Genomic DNA, 19,499 nt, shown 5'->3' on the forward strand with positions numbered 1-19,499 from the left:
CGTTCTGCCTGTTGGATTAGAAATTGTCTAGTACGTCTGCTTTTTTCGCCTCGTATTCTTCAAGGGTAATCAGTTGTTTATCATACAGCGTTTTCAGTTTCCTTAATTTGATCGTAGTTTCATCCTCAGGTTCTTCAACAGGAGCAGGGGGTACAACAGGCGCAGGAGGGATGAACGCTACCGGTTCTTCTACCACTTTAGGCTCAGGAATGGTATTTACAGTCACCGGAGAAGTCGAAGAACGCCTTTCTTCCAGCTCTATCTGACGTTGTTGTTCTTTAAACTCTGCCAGTTGTTCATGCGCAGCCTGGTATAGTTTACGGGCCTGTACTTTAGGAATGTATTCTGTAATGATGTTTTCTCCATGTGTAGGCACACAGATGAATTTAGAACCGAATATTTCTTCTTTAAAAGAGATCTCTTTGATCGTTTTCCAGGAGATGTCTTTGAAGTTCATGGTGATTCCGAAATTACCCGGCTCGCAATAGAAAATACGTTTGTTACTTACTGCAATGCAGGTAGGAAGCAAATTTACTGCTGGTCTTTTTTGTACCGCCATATAAATCAGTTCTTCATTTGCACTGAGCATATCATTTAATTTTCCCAATACTTTTTCAACAGCCTTAGGATCTTGTTCGTCACTTAAAAATCTATCAATTAATATCATGTTAATGCGTTTTTTATAATACTATCAAAAATTGAACCTATTTATCTTTTTCATATCTGGACTTCTTTACCTCCGTTTTGCCCGCAATACAAATCACAAATTCTCCTTTTAATATGTTGTTTTCAAAATGTGTTTTTATTTCCAGTAAAGTACCTCTTACAGTCTCCTCGTACATTTTTGTCAGCTCCCTGCTTACAGATGCCTGACGGTCTTCCCCGCAATATTCGGCAAACTCTTCCAGGGTTTTCAATAAGCGGTGCGGACTTTCGTACAGGATGATGGTACGGTCTTCCTCTGCCAGTTTCTTGAAGCGGGTTTGTCTGCCTTTTTTTACAGGCAGAAAGCCTTCAAATATAAAAGAATCAGATGGAAGTCCGGAGTTGACCAATGCGGGAACAAAAGCCGTTGCCCCTGGTAAACATTCTACAGCCAGGTCATGCTTGATGGCTTCCCTTACCAGGAAAAATCCAGGATCAGAAATCGCAGGGGTACCTGCATCAGAGATCAGGGCTACATTTTTTCCTTCCTTTAGAAACTTAATGATTTCCGAAGTCGCCTGATGCTCATTGTGTTGATGGTGTGAATATGCCTTTTTATCGATGCCGAAATGCTTCAGCATGGGAGCGCTGGTCCGGGTATCTTCAGCCAGAATCACATCGGCCTCTTTTAAGATTCTTATCGCCCTGAAGGTCATATCCTCAAGGTTGCCTATTGGCGTGGGAACAAGAAATAGTTTGCCTTCCATAGTTATTTTTTTCGTGATGCGGTACCAAAGGGGCTCGCAAAGACGAGTTAAGTTATTATCTTTGTTTAAAAAATAAAATAATGTTGCAAGTTAACTATATCCGCGAAAATAGAGAGAAAGTTTTAGAACGACTGTCTGTCCGTAATTTCAAACAGCCTGAATTGGTGGATGAAATTATTAAAATTGATGAAGAGCGTAGACAAGCTCAAACCTCCTTGGACTCCCTTTCCGCTATCGCAAATTCCAGTGCTAAACAAATTGGTGAGCTGATGCGTAATGGTAAAAAAGAGGAAGCGGATGTATTGAAATCGGAAACTACAGCAAACAAAGAGCAGATCAAAAACCTTTCTGATGTACTGACTGATGCAGAAGCTAAATTACACAGCCTGATTGTGCAATTGCCCAACCTGCCTCATGAATCCGTACCTACCGGAGCTACACCAGAGGAAAACGAAGTGGTATTGGTACATGGTGAGCCTGCAGTATTGGGCGAAAACGCCTTGCCACATTGGGAACTGACTGCCAGATATGATATTATAGATTTTGAACTGGGTACAAAAATTGCCGGTGCTGGTTTTCCTGTGTATAAAGGAAAAGGAGCACGTTTGCAAAGGGCATTGATCAATTTCTTTCTGGACCGTGCAGTAGATGCAGGTTACAGAGAGATGCAGGTTCCTTTGTTGGTTAATGAAGCTTCAGGATTTGGTACAGGTCAGCTGCCGGATAAAGAAGGGCAAATGTATCATGCCGGAATAGACAATTTATACCTGATTCCTACAGCTGAAGTTCCGGTAACGAATTTATACCGTGATGTGATCCTGAAAGAAGAAGAACTTCCGGTTAAAAACACGGCATATACCCCATGTTTCCGTCGCGAGGCTGGTTCTTATGGAGCGCATGTAAGGGGTCTGAACCGTTTACACCAGTTTGATAAAGTGGAATTGGTACAGGTAGTTCATCCGGAAACATCATACGATGTACTGGAACAAATGAGCAGCTATGTACAATCCTTATTAAAGGACCTTGGCCTTCATTACAGGGTCTTGAACCTATGTGGTGGGGATATGGGATTTGTTGCCGCTAAAACTTACGATATGGAGGTTTGGAGTGCTGCGCAGCAACGCTGGTTAGAGGTTTCCTCAGTTTCCAACTTCGAAACTTACCAGAGTAACCGTTTAAAATTAAGGTTCAAAGGAGCTACAGGGAAAACACAACTGGCACACACCTTAAACGGAAGTGCATTGGCTTTACCACGTATTGTGGCTTCTATCCTGGAGAATAACCAGACCGATAAAGGAATTAAGATTCCTGAGGTTCTGGTAAAATATACCGGATTTGAATATATTGACTAAGTCCTTTGAATAGAGACCAAGTCCCGTTTAGTTGTAAAGCTGCTTAGCGAATAAATAAAAAAAACCTTCTCCATTACGGGGAAGGTTTTTTTATTCATCGGTAGATGAGAATATTATAGTATTAAGATCAGCAACAGGATGATGATGATGATTGCTCCTACAGAAAGATAGACTCCACCGCCTAAAGCTTTAGATTGCTTTTTAAGCTCTCTTAATTCTTTACGCAGTTCTTTTTTCTCTGCTCTGGACAAATTCGATTTGTCCATTGATTTGATTTCCTCTACCCGTTCTGTGATTCTTTTTAACTGTGCTTGTTGTTCAACAGTCATCTCCGTTTTGTTCTTTTCGGATTTGTCTGATGCCATAACGGTGTTTGCGCTAACGCCCAACATAAAAATTAAGGCCAGTGAGTAAATGAATTTTTTCATGTGATTAGGTTTTGTGATTTCTGTATAAATAACAAAAAACCTACCAAAAATGATTGGTAGGTCTTTTTGAGGAGATCTCAAAGCAGAGATCATCGCTTTTTTGCTATGTATAAGCCGTATAGCTGAAGAATATATTTTTAATGTTTAGCGCTTTGAAGCCCCTTTAGAGAGTACCTAGGCTTTAAACTGTATACTCTTACAGTCATTATTACTTGATCTCAAACACGGTATTCATGGTGTAGTTCAATTTGATTTTCTTGAAATCAATTTCCGGAGCTCCACCCATGGCATCTGCACTTTCGCCTTTCATCATCATCACATTAGCACGGTACATTGGCTGAGGATAAGATTCATTGTTTACTTCCTGAATGTCGATGATGCTTCCCAATTGATTACCTAATGCTTCTACCAGATAAGCGGCTTTGGCTTTTGCTGCCTGAAGTGCTTTGATTTTAAGCTCTTTCTTTAAGCTTTCAATTTTAGAGTAGTCATAGCTGTCAATATTGGTATAAGCGATACCTTTAGGATCTACTGAACCAATCAGTTCATTCCATTTGTTCAGGTCAGTTACTTTTAAGCGGTATTGTTTGCTTACTAAGAAGTCAGGATTTTTCTTTTTCTCAGCAACGCTGTAACCTGACAGATTATTGATCGTTAGGTTTTCTTTGGCAATACCTGCATCCTGAACAGCTTTAAACAACTGACTTTCCAGGGTAGTGATTTCTACTTTTTTCTTGCTATTGTTATCTTTAAGATATTCTTTTAAGGAGATGCTGATGTAAATGATATCAGGGGTAACCTCAGTTTCTGCAGATCCGCTCACACTTATTTTTTTTCTCAGATCTACTTGTTGAGCCATGGCACTTAAACTAAATAAGGCAACGAAGGCAAGGGCAAATAACTTTTTCATAATGTTGATTTTTCTTTTGTGTATTTGATAACAAGATGTAAATATCAGGTCAATTCCATATTACGGCATTAACAATTTACAGATTATTTCTTAACTGCTTCATTATTAAGGTGATTTTCTGCGAAAAATATTTATGGAATTTTGACTGTAAATAAAAAAGTCCGCAAAGCAAGCGCTTTACGGACTGGTATTTTTTGATTGGATCTTTAGTCTTCTACGATCTCATTGTTTGGGCCGATTTCTTCTTTGACCTCTTCTTTAAAATAAGTTTTCTGGTAAATAAGGATAATGACTACCCCTACCGAGATGGCTGCATCAGCGATGTTAAAAACAGGTCTGAAGAAGATGAAATCTTCCCCACCCCAGATCGGCACCCATGATGGGAAATTGCCCTGCAGAATAGGGAAGTAGAACATATCTACCACACGTCCATGAAACCAGCTTTCGTAGCCATAGATCTTTCCATAAAGTACAGAGTCAATGATGTTACCTACTGCGCCGGAAAAGATCAGCGCTACATTCAGAATTAATCCCCTATGGTATTTTCTCTGAATCAGGTAATGTAATGCATATCCAATTCCTGCTACTGCCGCAATTCTGAATAAAGAAAGGGACAGTTTACCGAACTCTCCGCCAAACTCAAGGCCGAAAGCCATTCCATTGTTCTCTGTGAAGTGAATGATAAACCAGTTGCCAATGATCTTAAACTCCTGACCAAGGTACATATTGGTTTTGATCCAGGTTTTTAACACCTGGTCTGCCAGCAAAACAAAAAAGATAATCAGTAAAGGTTTTGTATATCCCTTCATTAGCTTTGCTTCATTTTAGCTTCCATGCTTAACGTCGCATGCGGAACTGCACGAAGACGCTCTTTCTGGATAAGTTTACCTGTTTCACGGCAGATGCCATAAGTTTTGTTCTCGATACGTACCAATGCAGCTTCAAGATTCTCAATGAATTTTTTCTGACGTGCAGCCAGTTGGTTCAATTGTTCTTTTTCTAAAGTAGCAGACCCGTCTTCCAATGTTTTATATGTTCCTGAGGTGTCTTCAGTTCCGTTAGAGTTGGGGCTACTTAATGAGCTGGTTAGAGAAAGAAATTCTTCTCTGGCCATACGTAATTTTTCCTGAATTAATTCTTTAAACTCTTGAAGTTCACTATCAGAATACCTTGTTTTTGTAGCTTTTTCCATAATATTATTGTTTTGCAATCGAAATATGTAGTTCAACATCGTCGATTACGATTTTGTTTCCATTATCTAAATTATCTATTAAATTAATTTTATCCGCTAAGATTTCCGAGCAAATGTATGTTTTATTTTGTGCTACTGCATTTGCAATCAAATTATCGTTTTGTAAAGACACGGTAATCCTATCGGTAACCTCAAAGTTCAGTTCCTTTCTCAGGTTCTGGATTCTGTTGATCAGTTCACGTGATAAACCTTCCTGTTTCAGCTCGTCTGTAATGGTCACATCCAATGCAACAGTCAGTTTTCCTAAATTGGTCACCTGCCATCCCGGAATGTCTTCCGCGATGATCTCTACATCACTCAGCTGCACTACATATTCCGTGCCCGGAATCGGGTATTCGCCTGCCGCTTCAAATGCAGCAAGTTCTTCCTGATTCAGGTTATTGATCACTTCGGCCACCAGTTTCATGTCCTTACCTACTTTAGGGCCAAGGGCCTTAAAGTTTGGTTTGATTTTTTTCTTAATGAAACCTGCAGCATCGGTAATGTATTCAATATCCTTGATGTTCGTTTCCGAAAGAATCAGTTCTTTTACCAGCTCTACCTGTGTTGCAAATTTCTGATCCAATACCGGAACCAATATTTTTGCCAGTGGCTGACGAACATTGATGCTGCTTTTCTTACGTAAAGAAAGGACCATCGAAGAAATGTTCTGTGCCAGTTCCATGCGCTCATTCAGCTCTTTATCTATCAGGGAAGCATCCGCTTCTTTCCATAACGTTAAATGTACAGATTCCACGGTGTTATTATGGTCTGCAACAGATAAATTCTGGAACAACCAATCTGCAAAGAAAGGTGCTACCGGCGACATGATCTGTGCGATGCTTGTCAGACAGGTATATAACGTTTCATAAGCAGCTTTTTTATCAGCAGTCATTTCTCCCTTCCAGAAACGGCGGCGGGACAAACGGATATACCAGTTGCTCAGGTGTTCGTCTACGAAAGTCTGAATCGCTCTGGAAGCTTTAGTCGGCTCATAAGCCTGGTAATTCTCATCCACTTCCGCGATCAGTGTTTGTAATAAAGACAAGATCCATCTGTCCAGTTCACTGCGCTCAGCTACCGGCGTTTCGTTGTGCTCATCGATCACAAACTTGTCGATATTCGCATATAAGGCAAAGAAGGAATACGTATTGTAAAGCGTTCCGAAAAACTTACGGCGCACTTCATCAATACCATCCAGGTTAAACTTAAGGTTGTCCCATGGAGAGGCATTGCTGATCATATACCAACGGGTGGCATCAGCGCTATACGTATCTATCGTAGAAAAAGGATCCACACCATTGCCTAAACGCTTAGACATTTTGTTGCCGTTCTTATCCAGTACCAATCCATTGGAAACTACATTTTTAAATGCAACTCCCGGATTGCCCACTCTTTCGTTGATGGCTTTGATTTCCTCACTGGATTCACTTAACATCACCGCAATGGCATGTAAAGTAAAGAACCAGCCACGGGTCTGATCTACACCCTCTGCAATGAAATCCGCAGGGTATGCATTTTCAAACTCTTCTTTGTTTTCAAAAGGGAAGTGCCATTGTGCATAAGGCATGGCACCACTGTCAAACCAAACGTCAATCAGGTCTAACTCACGAACCATTCTTTCTCCTGTAGAAGAGGTCAGGATCACATCATCCACATAAGGACGGTGCATGTCTTTCAACTCAAAACCAGCCTCCATGAAACCAGCCTCAACAGATTTTTGGATCTCTGCATTCAGCTCTTCAATAGATCCGATACATTTCTCTTCCTGACCATCGGCAGTACGCCAGATCGGAAGCGGAGTACCCCAATAACGGGAACGGGATAAGTTCCAGTCTACCAGGTTTTCCAGCCAGTTGCCGAAGCGTCCTGTTCCGGTTGCTTCCGGTTTCCAGTTGATGGTTTTGTTTAAAGCCACCATTTTCTCTTTTACAGCAGTGGTTCTGATGAACCAGCTGTCTAAAGGATAATAAAGGATCGGCTTATCAGTTCTCCAGCAATGGGGATAACTGTGTTCATATTTCTTAACGTCGAATGCTTTGTTGTCTTCTTTTAATTTGATGGCAATGAGCACATCTGTAGGTTTAAAATCAGCAGCAGCACGTTCTTCATCTGAATAGTATTCTTCTTTTACATAACGACCGGCAAAGTCAGTTACTTCATTCACAAACTTTCCTTGTTTATTAACAAGAGGAGCTTCATTGCCATTTTCGTCTTTTACCAATACCGAAGGAACGCCATTTTCTCTGGCAACACGAAAATCGTCTGCACCAAAGATCGAAGCGGTATGTACAATACCAGTTCCGTCTTCTGTAGTTACAAAGTCACCAGGAATCACGCGGAAAGCATTTTGCTCCAGGTCTTCATTGGTCACATAAGGCATCAGCTGATGGTAGTGTAAGTCTACCAGTTCTTTTCCTTTAAATTCGGCTGCAATCGTCCATGGGATCAGTTTGTCGCCTCCTTTGAAATCTTCAAAAGAAAGGTCTTTTGCATCCGCTTTGAAATGTTTCGATACCAGGTCTTTCGCCAATACCACGCTGACAGGCAGGAAGGTATATGGGTTGAAAGTTTTGACCTTCACATAAGTGATTTTATCCCCAACGGCTAAAGCACAGTTGGAAGGTAAAGTCCATGGGGTAGTCGTCCAGGCAATGATCGCTGTTTCTTCCGTTTCATTTTCAAAAAGCTGGCTCATCAAAGGATGTTCCTGGTCTTTTTTAAGGAAAAACTGTGCAGTGATCGAAGTGTCCTTCAACATTTTATACGTGCCTGGCTGGTTTAGCTCATGTGAGCTTAAACCTGTTCCTGCGGCAGGAGAGTAAGGTTGTACCGTGTAGCCTTTGTATAAAAGCCCTTTGTCGTAAAATGATTTTAAGATCGACCAAAGGGATTCGATATACTCGTTCTCATAAGTTACGTAAGGGTTTTCCAGATCTACCCAGTATCCCATTTTCTCCGTCAGGTCATCCCATACATCAGTGTATTTCATGACTTCCTCACGACAGGCCGTATTGTATTCTTCAACGGAAATCTTCTTTCCGATATCTTCTTTTGTAATGCCTAACTTTTTCTCTACTGCAAGCTCAATAGGCAAACCATGAGTATCCCATCCGCCTTTGCGTTTTACCTGAAAACCTTTTAAAGTTTTATACCGGCAAAAAATATCTTTAATGGCACGTGCCATTACGTGGTGAATCCCGGGCATTCCGTTTGCGGAAGGCGGGCCCTCATAAAAAGTAAATGGGTTCGATTTTGAACGTGTAGAAATGCTCTTCTCAAAGATGTTTTCCGCTTTCCAAAAATCAAGTATCTCTTTTCCTATTTTAGCTAGTTCCAGTTGTTTAAATTCCCTATACATCAATCAAGTATCTCCAAAAAATTAAGGATGCAAAGTTACATTTTTAGAATTAAAAAATGTAGTGTTATCATCATCTTATAAGCGATGATCCTTACAATCCAAATGTTATTATAAATCAGGATCGTAAAATAGGAAAAAAAATAGATTAATCCTGCTCTTGTGCAAGTACAGGAGGTTTTTCTTTTTTAAGATTGGATTGATTTTTGTTGCGTCATGGTTAATAATTTAATGGCCTCCCGTGATGATAAAAGTATTGAAACTTCAGAAAGCTGTGATGGCCATTGTATTGGGCATCATTGCACTTATTGCGTATAAGGTGATGAGTGTGAATGATATGGAATCAAGCATTTATATGCTGGAATTGTCAGGACTCTTATTTGTGCTGGGAGCCCTGCTGTTTCTCTATCCTATATTCTTTGCTAAAAAAGATAAAGAAGGGAATGTAGAGCTGGATCCGGAGCAACAGGAGGAAGGAACAGCAGAACAATAATGCTTTGAATAAATTAAAGAAAGGAAGCATCACACCTGAGCATTTCCGCCCCCTCTCTTTAATCTTTCTTTTCTTTTTTACAGGATCCCGGCCATATAAGGGTCGGTGATTCCTTCTTCACCTGTCTCTACATGTCCGGCATATTGTTTACTGAACGCCTCATGGCCTTTGATCCCGATACTGAAGTCGTACCAGGAAGAACTTTTTTGCAGGTCAACAATGATCTTTGCTTTTCCTTTAGCGGATAAAGTAATTTCTTTTGTTTTATTCTTTTCGTAGGTATTGTCTTTGATGGTCAGCTTCAATTCTTTGGTTCCTTCATTTTCAAGAATCAGCTGAACATTTCCGGTTAATTTTTTTGTCAGCATTCCTGAAGCTTCGTATTCGCAGCGGATTTTCAATGACGGATCATTTTTGTTTCCTTTAAACTGACGGAAGAAGCCATTGGGACCGCTGATACACAAATGATAGTGTTCTTTTTCGAAGTCAGCCAGTTTGAACTGATCACTGATCTTGTCGCCGGCACTAAGGGCATAAGACCATGTTTTTCCTGCTGCTCCTTTGTAAAGAACAGGGGTATACATCAGGAATGGCGTGCCTACGGGCACGAGTTTCTGTCCAAAATTCCCTTTGCCGGATTCAAAATCAATACGAATGTGAAGTTGTTCTGCATCCAGACTACTTTCTGCGAAGGGCTGATAAGGCAATGCACAGGAAGGGCGAGTTCCTTTTTCCTGCTGCGGCATTGCGGAAGGGGATCCGGCAGAGAAAGATGGAAGGGCGTTGATCTGTTTGATCTGCTCCGCTGTCAATGCATCAGGTTTTACCTGAGCGGGTTTATTTTTTGCGTTCTGGATTCCTGTGATCACGGCCTCTCTTTTCAAAGGGCTGACCGGGTTCGACTGATCTGCTTTTGCAGGCCTGAATACCGAGGTCAGGTCGCCACAGATTGCTCTTCTCCAGCTGCTGATGGTACTGCTTTTGATTTTTTTACCTGTCTTTTTACCCAGGAAATTTTCGAGGAACATCAGACAGGAAGTATGGTCGAATACTTGTGAGTTTACATATCCGCCTTTGCTCCATGGAGAAGCCACAAGCATAGGCACACGGTATCCCAATCCAATCGGACTGTCTTTTTTCGATTCGTAATCTGCAGCGATGTCGATGTTTGCGGAAACTTTTCCGGTAGCAGCATCTCCGGGTTTCGGAACCACATAAGGCGGTATATGGTCAAAATATCCGTCATTCTCATCGTAGGTAAGAATGAAAATCGTTTTCTTCCATACTTCCGGATTTTTGGTCAGGATGTCTATGGCTTCAGAAACATACCAGGTGCCATATAGTGGGGAACTGGTATGGTCAGAGAATCTTTGGGGAGCAACCAGCCAGGATACTGTGGGCAATTTGCCATTGTCTACATCAGAACGGAACTGATGGAAGATGTCGTTTTTAGGAATATTCAGTGTTTGCTGTTTCCCCTGATCATCGGTAAATGTAAATGGAGCAAGTTCCAGGTAGTTTTGTGGTGCGTTGATATTGGTTGCAAAAGCTTTGTCGATCAGGTTTTTCTCCCGGTTGGTTAGCTTGTTGTATTTTTCAGTTACTTCTGCCGCAGTTAAGGCAGGCTTACTCGTTCGATCTCCGTTTTTTCTGAAATAAGCAGAGAGCTTGACGTTATATCGTTTTACATATTCAATGGCATTATCGCCATAATTGCCCAACCAGTCGTCTACGCTGTCGCCCTTTAAATCGGCAGTCCAGATTTCGTTCTGGTAGATTTTCCAGCTGATGTCGTTGTCCTCCAGCAGTTCAGGAAAGGTTTCCCAGTCTACATAAGCATTTTCACGTGATTCTGCCTGGGAATTGTTGACTGCAGCAACAGAAGTTCCGTTTTGTTCCGGACGGATGGTCCCGCTCCAGAAAAACAAACGGTTGGGGGTAGTTCCCGTTAGGGAAGAACAAAAGTTATGGTCACATATCGTGAAAGCATCAGCCATAGCATAATAAAATGGCACATCGGTACGGTCATAATAACCTAAACACATATGTGATTTTACGGGCACCCACTTGTCGTACTTTCCATTGTTGCGCGCAGCAAGCTGATCGGTCCAGGAATGGGGCAGTCCACCTTGCCAGGTGATCTTTGTTTTGTTGATGTCGACATGAAAAGGGGCAAATGTTTTCCCTTCTGCATCTTTTTGAAGCCATACCTTATTCTGGTCAGGAAGGGTAAAGGTTCTTGGGTCGTTAAAACCACGGACTCCTTTTAGCTTGCCAAACATATGGTCGAAAGACCTGTTTTCCTGCATCAGAAAAACAACATGTTCCGCATCATAAAATGTCGATCCGGGATTGGCACTGATGGCCATGGCCTTTTGGATAGACATTGGGATAACATTAGGGAGTCCGGCGGCCCCGGATAGCAAGGCTGCCTTTTTTAAAAATGATCTTCTTGAATCCATTGTATTGGTTTGTGTGTATGTTCAAATGTAACAAGATTGAGGATTAAAAATAATTTTTTGAGATGAAAATGAAGGCAATGACGCTTAAGATGTTACGATACGGGCATTGATCATCCTGGCTTAACATTTTGGACAAGATTGCTTAACCCCGCTTCAGATCCGGGTGTTATTTATTCACATTTTTATGCTATTTTACAGCTTTAAACACCTAAACTAATTTTCTTATGATAAAGTATCTTGGCGGCGCGCTGGTCATTGGCGGAGTATTGACTTCAATTTTGAGTACAGAAGATAAAGCAATTGTTCATCCGCCAAAACGAAGCACTTCCAACGCCGGTTATCGTTTGCAGGAAAAAGCAGAACTGAATTACCGGAATTATTGCGGTGGTTGTCATGGAGAAAAGATGGATGCCTTTGTAGACCGCCAGTGGAAACACGGAAATACAAAAGAAGACCTCTTCAAGGCGATAAAAAACGGGTATGCGAATGAAGGAATGCCTGCCTTTGATTCCACCTTTACCGACAAGGAAATCAAAGAACTATCAGATTATATTTTAAAAGGAATAAAAAATGTAGACCGCTATGCTGCGACAAAGAAACCGGTTAGCAATATTTTCAAAACAGCCGAACTGACGATAAGGCTGGATACCGTGGCGAAAGGACTGGACATTCCATGGGGAATGGCTTTCTTGCCAAATGAGGAGTTGTTGGTTACCGATCGCAATGGCAAATTTTACAAGGTGAAAAAAGACAGGTCTTTAGAAGTCATCAATGGGGCTCCCGAGGTATTGGCAAAAGGACAGGGTGGTTTAATGGATGTAGTCCTTGATCCCGCTTTTGCAACGAATAAGACTCTTTACCTCTCGTATTCTAAATTTAAAACCGAAGATGGAAAGGTATTGGCCACTACTGCAGTTGTGAAAGCAAGGCTGGAAGGAAATGAGCTGCTGGATCAGCGGGATATTTTTGTGGCCAAACCATGGTCCAGAACACAACACCATTACGGTTCCAGGATGCAGTTTGGAAAGGATGGCTATTTATACATCGCTGTGGGGGAAAGAGGAAATGAAAAACAGAACCCACAGGAGATCAAAGGGAATGACCTTGGAAAGATCCACAGGATAAAAAGTGATGGCAGTATTCCTGCTGACAACCCATTTGTGAAAACCGAAGGTGCAGAAGCTTCCATTTTTACCTATGGTAACCGCAATCCTCAAGGGATGACCATTCATCCTCAGACTGGAGTCATCTGGGAGAATGAACATGGACCAAGGGGTGGGGATGAAATCAATATTGTCCAGCCTGGTAAAAATTACGGTTGGCCGGTGGCCACTTATGGCATCAATTATAACGGAAAGATCATCAGCAATATTTCTGAAAAAGAAGGGATAACCGCGCCTTTACATTACTGGATTCCTTCTATAGGGCCAAGTGGAATGGCTTTTGTTTCCGGAAGCCGTTATAAAGGATGGGAAGGAAACCTGCTTACCGGTTCCCTGCGTTTTGAATACCTGAACAGAAGTGTGCTGCAAGGAAATAAAGTGGTTAAAGAAGAAATTCTTTTCAAAAATATCGGCAGGTTAAGGGATGTGAGGATGGCACCTGATGGTTATATCTACATTGCTGTAGAATCTCCGGGAATCGTTTATAAGCTGGTGCCCGTTAATTAACCACTATAAGTCAGTGTCTGTTAATTAACAGTGAAGGTTTTGTTGAGCCACAGCGATAATGGGAGCAAGGATACAATGATCAGTGCAATGTACCAGACCCCAAAGGCACTGGCCCATGCGGCATTCAATAAGATCAATGCGATGACACCTGCTTTTACCGATTTGCTGATGTTCTTTCCTATAGGATCATCAAGCGTTTTAAATAAAGGATTGAAGATCATCAGGTAGAAAGGAATCACAAACAGGATGGTCAGCAGGAAAAAACCTTTGCTATGTGCAATAAAGAGGATGCAGGCAATGACAAAGGCATAAAGGAAGGCGGCAAGATATAGTGTCGCTTTACTTTTTTCATTTCCTTTTCTTTTGTTGATGATGGTGAGGGAGGCGATGTATAGAATAGGGATGATGGCAATCACCAGCCACCAGATTTCCGGATACCAGGAAAAAATGCTTACTCCCAACAGCAGATTCATTCCTCTGCAGAGTCCCATATTGATCGGACCGGTGATGGTCATGTGTTTGGAATATTTGTCGTAGGTTAAAGCGGCAATCATGATCAGGCAGGCAATTGCTAAAGAGGTTAGGTTTACCATGGCTGCGGCCATAATTCCTACAGTAAAGCAAATTCCTCCAAATACCGCCGCATCTTTTTTGGTAATACTTCCGCTTGGAATGGGACGGTCAGGACGATCTTTCTTGTCTCTTTCTGCATCAAATACATCGTTAAAGATGACTCCTCCGCTATACAAGCCCATGGTTGAGATACACAGCAACAGAATTGGTAATAAATGTTCGGGTTTAAATTCTGCAATTAAAAAATAGCCTGAAATGGCCACACCGGCAAGAACATCGGCAACCGATGTCACCAGATTTGCCGGGCGCATGATCTTAATATAGGCGAGTTGGTTCTTCAAATAATTACAAGTTTAAAGCAGATTTCGTTGATGAAAAAATGCAGGTCTCGCAGTATAACAATTCAAAATAGGTTTAGGTTGGTATTTAATTGCAAATAAACATATAAAAAATACTATTTAAAGCTTTAGCCAGCCTTTTTTTGCGTATTATTTGTGTTGAACTGGACCATCCTCCGGGCTTCGTTCGCACTGAATTCATATCAGCTAAAGATTCCGTACATCATGAGTCTAGGTTATCCCGGTAAAACGTGGACTCACCGTGGACTCACTGTGGACTCAGGGTGGACTCAGTTCGAACACATATCGGACAAAATACGTTTACATCTGGACCATCAGTTTTGTTCAAAACTGGATGATTTATACCGGATCAGGATTTACAAACTTTGCGTTAATTATTTAAATGAACAATTTAAAACTTATTAAAATGGCAAAATCAATTTTTTATCACGCGGGATGCCCTGTATGTTTAAGTGCGGAGCAGGAAATTATAGCCCTTATTGGCGAAGACAAAGTAGAAGTTGTTCACCTTGGTGAAACCAGAAACCGGATTGAAGAAGCAGAAAAAGCAGGTGTAAAATCTGTACCGGCACTACTTACTGCAAGCGGTAATGTGTTGCACCTTAACTTTGGTGCATCTATGGCAGATGTAAAAGGATAATTCCCTCCCTTAGGAAAGGCTTCAGGTGGAGAAGTTCAGCTTCTGTCACCTGAGCTTTTTTTATTAAATTATCAAAAGAAAAAGGAGGACCAGATATGAATGAAATCATCAAAAACAACCTCAGTATTATTCATCAGCGAATCGCTCATGCATGTCTGAAAGCCGGAAGAGATCTTGCAGAAGTACAACTTTTACTGGCTACAAAAACAGTTCCCGCAGAAAAGATCAAACAAGCCTTGCTCCTGGGAGAGACACTCATTGCAGAAAACAAAGTACAGGAACTGAAAGAAAAACATACCGGTCTGCTTGATGTCCCTCATCAGGCTCATTTTATCGGACACCTGCAAAGTAACAAAATCAAAGAGGTGCTTAAATATGTAAGTTGCATCCAATCCGTTGATAGAATGGAGCTTGTACAACAATTGGATAAACGTTTACAAGCGGAAGGCAGATGTCTAGATATATTGATACAGGTTAATACATCTTATGAAGACAGTAAATTTGGACTGGCCCCGGAAAATGCTGTAGCCTTTGTCGGGGAGGCTGCGAAATTTGATACCTTAAGAATTAAAGGGCTCATGACGATTGGACTGTTCGATGCAGATGCAGAAAAAGTAAGACCTTCCTTTCAGCTGTTAAAAAAACTGAGCGATCAGATCAGACAGGAAGGAATCCCGGGAGTAGAAATGAAAGAATTGTCTATGGGAATGAGCGGAGATCTGGAAACTGCAATTGAAGAAGGGGCAACCATTATTCGTATAGGCACGGCTATATTTGGTCCGAGAATATATCCCGATAGTTATTATTGGAACGAAACTAAAAACTAATGAGCACTAAAAATTAATAAGAACGCAAAACTAATATGAACGTACATTATTTTCAGCATGTACCTTTTGAAGGACTGGGATATATTGAAACCTGGTTACAGGCAAGGGGATTCCAGGTTACAGCAACCCATTTTTATGAAGAAAACCCATCCATTCCAAATCTTGATGATATTGATGTGCTGGTGGTGATGGGAGGGCCAATGGGAGTATACGATGACCACCGTTATCCCTGGCTCCATGCAGAAAAGGTCTTTATTGAAGATGCGATAACTGCAGGGAAAAAAGTGATGGGAATTTGTCTTGGGGCGCAGCTGATCGCCCTTTGCCTTGGCGCATTTGTAAATACAGCAAGAAATAAGGAAATTGGCTGGTATCCGGTTTACCCTACCTCTTCTGCAAAAAGAATCCCCTGGTTTGAATCCCTGTTTAAGAATGAGCCAACGGTATTTCACTGGCATGGTGATCAATTTGAAATCCCCTACGGAGCAGCCGATTTATTGACTTCAGCAGCCAATTGTAACCAGGCTTTTTTATACCAGGACCATGTACTGGCTTTACAGTTTCATTTGGAAGTTACCCCGGATACGCTAAAAAACATGGTCGGAGAAGGTCGTCCGGAACTTATTCCGAAAGCCTTTATTCAGGAGGAAGCCCTGATGCTGGCAGAACAATCCCATTTCCGGCATAACCATGAGCTTCTGGAATCGATATTGAATAAGTTTATGCTTTAAAGCAAACGCTTATTTTTTCTTTGTACGTTGCGCTTTTACCTCTGAGGCAGTAATGGCCCCTGCTTTATTGCCGAAACTATTTCTCACATAGGTCAGTACATCTGCAATTTCCTCATCTTTAAGGATATCGAGCTGAGGCATAGGATTTGAATAGGTCTCTCCATCAATTTCCAGACTTTCATTAGAGCCGTTGAGGATAATTTTTATTAACCTGCTTTTATCGCCAAGTACGTATATGGTTTTGCTTAAAGGAGGATTTAAGTTAGGTACGCCTCCGCCATCTAATTGATGACAGGAGGCGCAGAATTTCGAATAAACCTTTTTTCCCTCCAGCAACTGATCTCTTTGAGCCGTTGCCTTGGCTGCGGTTTTCTTTTGAATTTGAGCCTGAGCGGCAGTTTGTACAAGTAAGGTTAAAGGAACGGCCAATAAGGCGGTAAACAGGAGCTTCTTCATCATTTTTTATTTTCCCGTATATAAAATCCGGTATACGGTACCTTTCACATCATCAGTTACATAAAGAGAGCCATCAGGTCCTTGTGCCAATCCGCAAGGGCGATGTTTTGCATCTCTGGGCGACATTACGTTGTCTGTTCCGGCAAAGCCGTCTGCAAAGATCTCCCATTCTCCGGTAGGCTGGCCATCTTTAAATGGGGCAAAGACCACATAAAAACCTTCTTGTTTTTCCGGAGTTCTGTTCCATGAACCATGGAAGGCTATAAAAGCACCATTCCTGTATTTTTCCGGAAACTGATTCCCCGTGTAAAATAACAATCCGTTGGGAGCAAGGTGGCCCGGGAAAGCGAGCGCAGGATTAATATACTCCTTGCTACCCTCTTTTTTACCATCACCTCCATATTCCGGTGCCTGAATATTTTTCTTTTGATACTGGTCATAATAGACATAAGGCCAGCCCGCATTGTCTCCTTTTTTTAGCATGTACAAGCATTCGGCTGGAAGCAGGGCAGATTGCTTTTCATCATACAGATCCGGCCACAACCCATTTAGCTGATCACGGCCATGCTGCATCACAAACAAGCTATTACTTTGTTGATTCCAGTCCAGTCCAACTACATTTCTTATACCTGTGGCATAACGAATACCATCACCGTAGCTTTGGTTAAGCTTGTCGGCTTTGAACTGCCATATTCCTCCGGCAGAATCTAATATCGGACAGCCCTTCATTCCCGGTGAACCAGGTGTACGGTCTTTCTCCTGACAAGAGTTGGAATAGGCCCCGATGTTCACATAAATGTTTCCTGAATTGTCTAAAACGATGGATTTGGTGTCATGCTGTCTCCCTTTTTTTAGCTTGGTGATCAGTTTTGATGGGTTATTCTGATCGAGGACCTCATTACTTTCGTTGAGTTTATAGCTAAACACCTCATCATTAGAAGAGGCGTATAGTACATTATCTTTTAAATACAGGCCTGTTCCACCGTAATTGCCGAAGCCAGTCTGCTCATCCATACGGCCATTACCATCTTTATCTTTCAGGTAAATGATGCCTTTTTCTTTAACCGGTTTTGCCAGTTTTACATACAGATTTCCTTCCTTCGTTACGACGATGTGCCTGGCTTTTCCGATGCTGTCTGCTACCACCAAAGCGCCAAATCCTGAAGGAAGTTTTAAACCCGCGTTATTCGCATCGGTTGTGGGTAAGTTCATCCATCTGGCCGAAGGATTGTTTTTAAAGGCATATAAGGAGCAGAAAACTCCGGCTATAAGTAGCGGAATGATCAATCTTGTTTTCATAATGATACGTGTCATTTTATAAATTCTGTCTGCTGTTAACGCAGTAAAGCCGTTGCGCACCATAATATTGGCGCTTGTCCATGGAGGTCACCTGTGTTTTGTTTCCTGTCCAGGTAATACTGGCGGTCATTTTTCTTGTTTGTACCTTCACAAACATTGGTAACCTCTGCGTTTTCGTTGATATAAGATACCAGCCCAAGCCATCCGTTTCTGGCTGCTTTTCCATAAGTCTCTTTATCCAGCCATCCGTTTTTAACTCCGGTAATCATGGCGAAGGTGAACATTCCTGTTGCTGAGGTTTCCGGCCATGCCTCAGGATCATCGATCAATTGGTTCCACATGCCATTCTTTCCCTGGTATTTCAGTAAGGAGGCCATCATATCGGTATAGCCTTTCATGATCCTTTCTCTGTTTGGATTGCTTTTTGGCATGGAACTCAGCAATTCTGCCATTCCTGCTGCCATCCATCCATCTCCTCTTCCCCAGTAGAAAGGTACATCAGGAGCATGATAAAACAAGCCATTGGGTTTTTGAAGCTGATCTAAATAGAAAACCATTTCTTTTGCCGCCTGGTCGATGTATTTCTGATTTCCGGTAGCACGGAATGCCTGTGCCTGTAATGCGGTGATCATATACATGTCGTCAATCCATAACCTGGTTTGCCAGGTATATCCTTGTTTATAGAATTCGTGTGATTCTTCTTTTACGCGTGGTCCTTCTGGCGGTCCCCATTGCTTATCTGCGATGGAAATTCCCAGTTCCAGGTATTTTTTATCTTTTGTCTGCAAGTATAGTTCTAAGGGAACTGAGCCAAAAACACAGTAATCCACGTGATCAGGAATGGGGATCATCTTTGATTCTTCTCCAAATAAAGGTTCAAACCGTTCTGCAAGACGTTGTGTTAATTTTTTATTGCCACTGGCTTTGGCAAAAGTCAATGCCCCATACCAGGCACATGATTCAGGATAGGTGATGACTTTTGGCGGAGTGGGCTTTCCAAAGTTAGTATGTGGGGTCACCACAAAATGATCAGCTACCCTGGTCCCGATCTCTTTCGGAGAAGTGCCTTTTGGCCAGGTTTTTAAATCTGCAGATGGGGATTGTCCATATGAAAGGCTTGTTCCACAAAAAAGGGAAAAAGACAGGAGACTGGTGATGCCTAAAAAAAGATTTTTATTCATGAGAATTTGGCTGTCTGGTGATCAACATCTATGGGGATGTTTACCTGTTCAGGTATTTAAAGGTAACTTTTATTTGATTTTTGGAAAATCACGAAAGGCATGGAACTTCCTTAATTT

At 41.7% G+C, this 19,499-nt stretch carries 18 protein-coding genes; 6 read left to right on the forward strand and 12 right to left on the reverse strand.

Annotated features, from left to right (window positions below):
- Nucleotides 1-16 precede the first annotated feature (16 nt).
- Together BUC20_RS16170 and rsmI are read right to left on the reverse strand one after the other, a co-directional pair.
- Nucleotides 17-667, reverse strand: a complete 651-nt coding sequence (locus tag BUC20_RS16170; RefSeq protein ID WP_073232130.1) for a PH domain-containing protein — start codon at nt 665-667, stop codon at nt 17-19.
- A gap of 37 nt (nt 668-704) precedes the next feature.
- Complete coding sequence (gene rsmI, locus BUC20_RS16175) at nt 705-1,412, reverse strand: 16S rRNA (cytidine(1402)-2'-O)-methyltransferase (RefSeq protein WP_073232131.1); 708 nt, start codon at nt 1,410-1,412, stop codon at nt 705-707.
- A gap of 80 nt (nt 1,413-1,492) precedes the next feature.
- Here rsmI and serS point away from each other — a divergent pair, with 80 nt between their 5' ends.
- Nucleotides 1,493-2,764 carry a serine--tRNA ligase gene (serS, locus tag BUC20_RS16180; protein ID WP_073232132.1) on the forward strand — a complete coding sequence of 424 codons (1,272 nt, stop codon included), beginning with the start codon at nt 1,493-1,495 and terminating at the stop codon, nt 2,762-2,764.
- 113 nt (nt 2,765-2,877) lie between these two features.
- Here serS and BUC20_RS16185 read toward each other — a convergent pair whose 3' ends face one another.
- The 5 genes from BUC20_RS16185 to ileS all read right to left on the reverse strand — a co-directional run bounded on the left by BUC20_RS16185 (nt 2,878) and on the right by ileS (nt 8,694).
- Nucleotides 2,878-3,192: a hypothetical protein gene (locus tag BUC20_RS16185; RefSeq protein ID WP_073232697.1), complete on the reverse strand. Its 315-nt coding sequence runs from the start codon at nt 3,190-3,192 to the stop codon at nt 2,878-2,880.
- A 208-nt stretch (nt 3,193-3,400) separates the two neighbouring features.
- On the reverse strand, nt 3,401-4,102 hold the full coding sequence (locus tag BUC20_RS16190; protein ID WP_073232133.1) for an SIMPL domain-containing protein: 702 nt from the start codon (nt 4,100-4,102) through the stop codon (nt 3,401-3,403).
- Between the two features lie 206 nt (nt 4,103-4,308).
- Nucleotides 4,309-4,911, reverse strand: coding sequence for a lipoprotein signal peptidase (locus BUC20_RS16195; protein WP_073232134.1), 603 nt, complete (start codon nt 4,909-4,911; stop codon nt 4,309-4,311).
- The gene (locus BUC20_RS16200) at nt 4,911-5,294 is read right to left on the reverse strand and encodes a TraR/DksA family transcriptional regulator (protein WP_069379507.1); all 384 of its coding nucleotides are present in this window, start codon (nt 5,292-5,294) and stop codon (nt 4,911-4,913) included. Before BUC20_RS16200 ends, BUC20_RS16195 begins: the two co-directional genes overlap by 1 nt.
- A gap of 4 nt (nt 5,295-5,298) precedes the next feature.
- Complete coding sequence (gene ileS, locus BUC20_RS16205; protein ID WP_073232135.1) at nt 5,299-8,694, reverse strand: isoleucine--tRNA ligase; 3,396 nt, start codon at nt 8,692-8,694, stop codon at nt 5,299-5,301.
- A 241-nt stretch (nt 8,695-8,935) separates the two neighbouring features.
- Between ileS and BUC20_RS16210 the strand changes: the two genes are divergently transcribed.
- Nucleotides 8,936-9,184, forward strand: coding sequence for an isoleucyl-tRNA synthetase (locus BUC20_RS16210; protein WP_073232136.1), 249 nt, complete (start codon nt 8,936-8,938; stop codon nt 9,182-9,184).
- Between the two features lie 77 nt (nt 9,185-9,261).
- Here BUC20_RS16210 and BUC20_RS16215 read toward each other — a convergent pair whose 3' ends face one another.
- A complete protein-coding gene (locus BUC20_RS16215) occupies nt 9,262-11,646 on the reverse strand; it encodes a phosphocholine-specific phospholipase C (RefSeq protein ID WP_073232137.1) in 2,385 nt (794 codons plus the stop codon).
- Nucleotides 11,647-11,870: 224 nt separating this feature from the next.
- Here BUC20_RS16215 and BUC20_RS16220 point away from each other — a divergent pair, with 224 nt between their 5' ends.
- Nucleotides 11,871-13,316 (forward strand): PQQ-dependent sugar dehydrogenase, encoded by a 1,446-nt coding sequence (locus BUC20_RS16220; RefSeq protein WP_073232138.1) that lies wholly within the window; start codon nt 11,871-11,873, stop codon nt 13,314-13,316.
- Nucleotides 13,317-13,336: 20 nt separating this feature from the next.
- Here BUC20_RS16220 and eboC read toward each other — a convergent pair whose 3' ends face one another.
- On the reverse strand, nt 13,337-14,230 hold the full coding sequence (gene eboC / locus BUC20_RS16225) for a UbiA-like protein EboC (protein WP_234994530.1): 894 nt from the start codon (nt 14,228-14,230) through the stop codon (nt 13,337-13,339).
- Nucleotides 14,231-14,654: 424 nt separating this feature from the next.
- On the opposite strand from eboC, the gene BUC20_RS16230 reads away from it, so the two are divergent.
- The 3 genes from BUC20_RS16230 to BUC20_RS16240 all read left to right on the forward strand — a co-directional run bounded on the left by BUC20_RS16230 (nt 14,655) and on the right by BUC20_RS16240 (nt 16,446).
- Nucleotides 14,655-14,888 (forward strand): thioredoxin family protein, encoded by a 234-nt coding sequence (locus tag BUC20_RS16230; protein WP_073232698.1) that lies wholly within the window; start codon nt 14,655-14,657, stop codon nt 14,886-14,888.
- Between the two features lie 95 nt (nt 14,889-14,983).
- A complete protein-coding gene (locus BUC20_RS16235; RefSeq protein ID WP_073232140.1) occupies nt 14,984-15,715 on the forward strand; it encodes a YggS family pyridoxal phosphate-dependent enzyme in 732 nt (243 codons plus the stop codon).
- Nucleotides 15,716-15,750: 35 nt separating this feature from the next.
- The gene (locus BUC20_RS16240; protein ID WP_073232141.1) at nt 15,751-16,446 is read left to right on the forward strand and encodes a type 1 glutamine amidotransferase; all 696 of its coding nucleotides are present in this window, start codon (nt 15,751-15,753) and stop codon (nt 16,444-16,446) included.
- Nucleotides 16,447-16,455: 9 nt separating this feature from the next.
- On the opposite strand, the gene BUC20_RS16245 is transcribed toward BUC20_RS16240, so the two are convergent.
- From BUC20_RS16245 to BUC20_RS16255, 3 genes are read right to left on the reverse strand one after another with little or no spacing between them, the layout of a single operon-like run.
- Nucleotides 16,456-16,905: a c-type cytochrome gene (locus tag BUC20_RS16245; protein WP_234994531.1), complete on the reverse strand. Its 450-nt coding sequence runs from the start codon at nt 16,903-16,905 to the stop codon at nt 16,456-16,458.
- Between the two features lie 3 nt (nt 16,906-16,908).
- Nucleotides 16,909-18,201: a PQQ-dependent sugar dehydrogenase gene (locus tag BUC20_RS16250; protein ID WP_073232142.1), complete on the reverse strand. Its 1,293-nt coding sequence runs from the start codon at nt 18,199-18,201 to the stop codon at nt 16,909-16,911.
- 35 nt (nt 18,202-18,236) lie between these two features.
- Nucleotides 18,237-19,382, reverse strand: coding sequence for a glycoside hydrolase family 88/105 protein (locus BUC20_RS16255; protein ID WP_073232143.1), 1,146 nt, complete (start codon nt 19,380-19,382; stop codon nt 18,237-18,239).
- Nucleotides 19,383-19,499: the final 117 nt, after the last annotated feature.

Source organism: Pedobacter caeni, from assembly GCF_900129215.1.
Taxonomy (GTDB): Bacteria; Bacteroidota; Bacteroidia; order Sphingobacteriales; family Sphingobacteriaceae; genus Pedobacter; species Pedobacter caeni.

What these genes read in the sequence shown, in the direction of transcription:
- BUC20_RS16240 (WP_073232141.1), top strand. Translation starts at nt 15,751, where the DNA reads ATGAACGTACATTATTTTCAGCATGTACCTTTTGAAGGACTGGGATAT.
- rsmI (WP_073232131.1), bottom strand. Translation starts at nt 1,412, where the DNA reads ATGGAAGGCAAACTATTTCTTGTTCCCACGCCAATAGGCAACCTTGAG.
- BUC20_RS16190 (WP_073232133.1), bottom strand. Translation starts at nt 4,102, where the DNA reads ATGAAAAAGTTATTTGCCCTTGCCTTCGTTGCCTTATTTAGTTTAAGT.
- BUC20_RS16195 (WP_073232134.1), bottom strand. Translation starts at nt 4,911, where the DNA reads ATGAAGGGATATACAAAACCTTTACTGATTATCTTTTTTGTTTTGCTG.
- BUC20_RS16210 (WP_073232136.1), top strand. Translation starts at nt 8,936, where the DNA reads ATGATAAAAGTATTGAAACTTCAGAAAGCTGTGATGGCCATTGTATTG.
- ileS (WP_073232135.1), bottom strand. Translation starts at nt 8,694, where the DNA reads ATGTATAGGGAATTTAAACAACTGGAACTAGCTAAAATAGGAAAAGAG.
- BUC20_RS16245 (WP_234994531.1), bottom strand. Translation starts at nt 16,905, where the DNA reads ATGATGAAGAAGCTCCTGTTTACCGCCTTATTGGCCGTTCCTTTAACC.
- BUC20_RS16200 (WP_069379507.1), bottom strand. Translation starts at nt 5,294, where the DNA reads ATGGAAAAAGCTACAAAAACAAGGTATTCTGATAGTGAACTTCAAGAG.
- BUC20_RS16185 (WP_073232697.1), bottom strand. Translation starts at nt 3,192, where the DNA reads ATGAAAAAATTCATTTACTCACTGGCCTTAATTTTTATGTTGGGCGTT.
- BUC20_RS16230 (WP_073232698.1), top strand. Translation starts at nt 14,655, where the DNA reads ATGGCAAAATCAATTTTTTATCACGCGGGATGCCCTGTATGTTTAAGT.
- BUC20_RS16255 (WP_073232143.1), bottom strand. Translation starts at nt 19,382, where the DNA reads ATGAATAAAAATCTTTTTTTAGGCATCACCAGTCTCCTGTCTTTTTCC.
- BUC20_RS16220 (WP_073232138.1), top strand. Translation starts at nt 11,871, where the DNA reads ATGATAAAGTATCTTGGCGGCGCGCTGGTCATTGGCGGAGTATTGACT.
- BUC20_RS16250 (WP_073232142.1), bottom strand. Translation starts at nt 18,201, where the DNA reads ATGAAAACAAGATTGATCATTCCGCTACTTATAGCCGGAGTTTTCTGC.
- BUC20_RS16235 (WP_073232140.1), top strand. Translation starts at nt 14,984, where the DNA reads ATGAATGAAATCATCAAAAACAACCTCAGTATTATTCATCAGCGAATC.
- BUC20_RS16170 (WP_073232130.1), bottom strand. Translation starts at nt 667, where the DNA reads ATGATATTAATTGATAGATTTTTAAGTGACGAACAAGATCCTAAGGCT.
- BUC20_RS16215 (WP_073232137.1), bottom strand. Translation starts at nt 11,646, where the DNA reads ATGGATTCAAGAAGATCATTTTTAAAAAAGGCAGCCTTGCTATCCGGG.
- serS (WP_073232132.1), top strand. Translation starts at nt 1,493, where the DNA reads ATGTTGCAAGTTAACTATATCCGCGAAAATAGAGAGAAAGTTTTAGAA.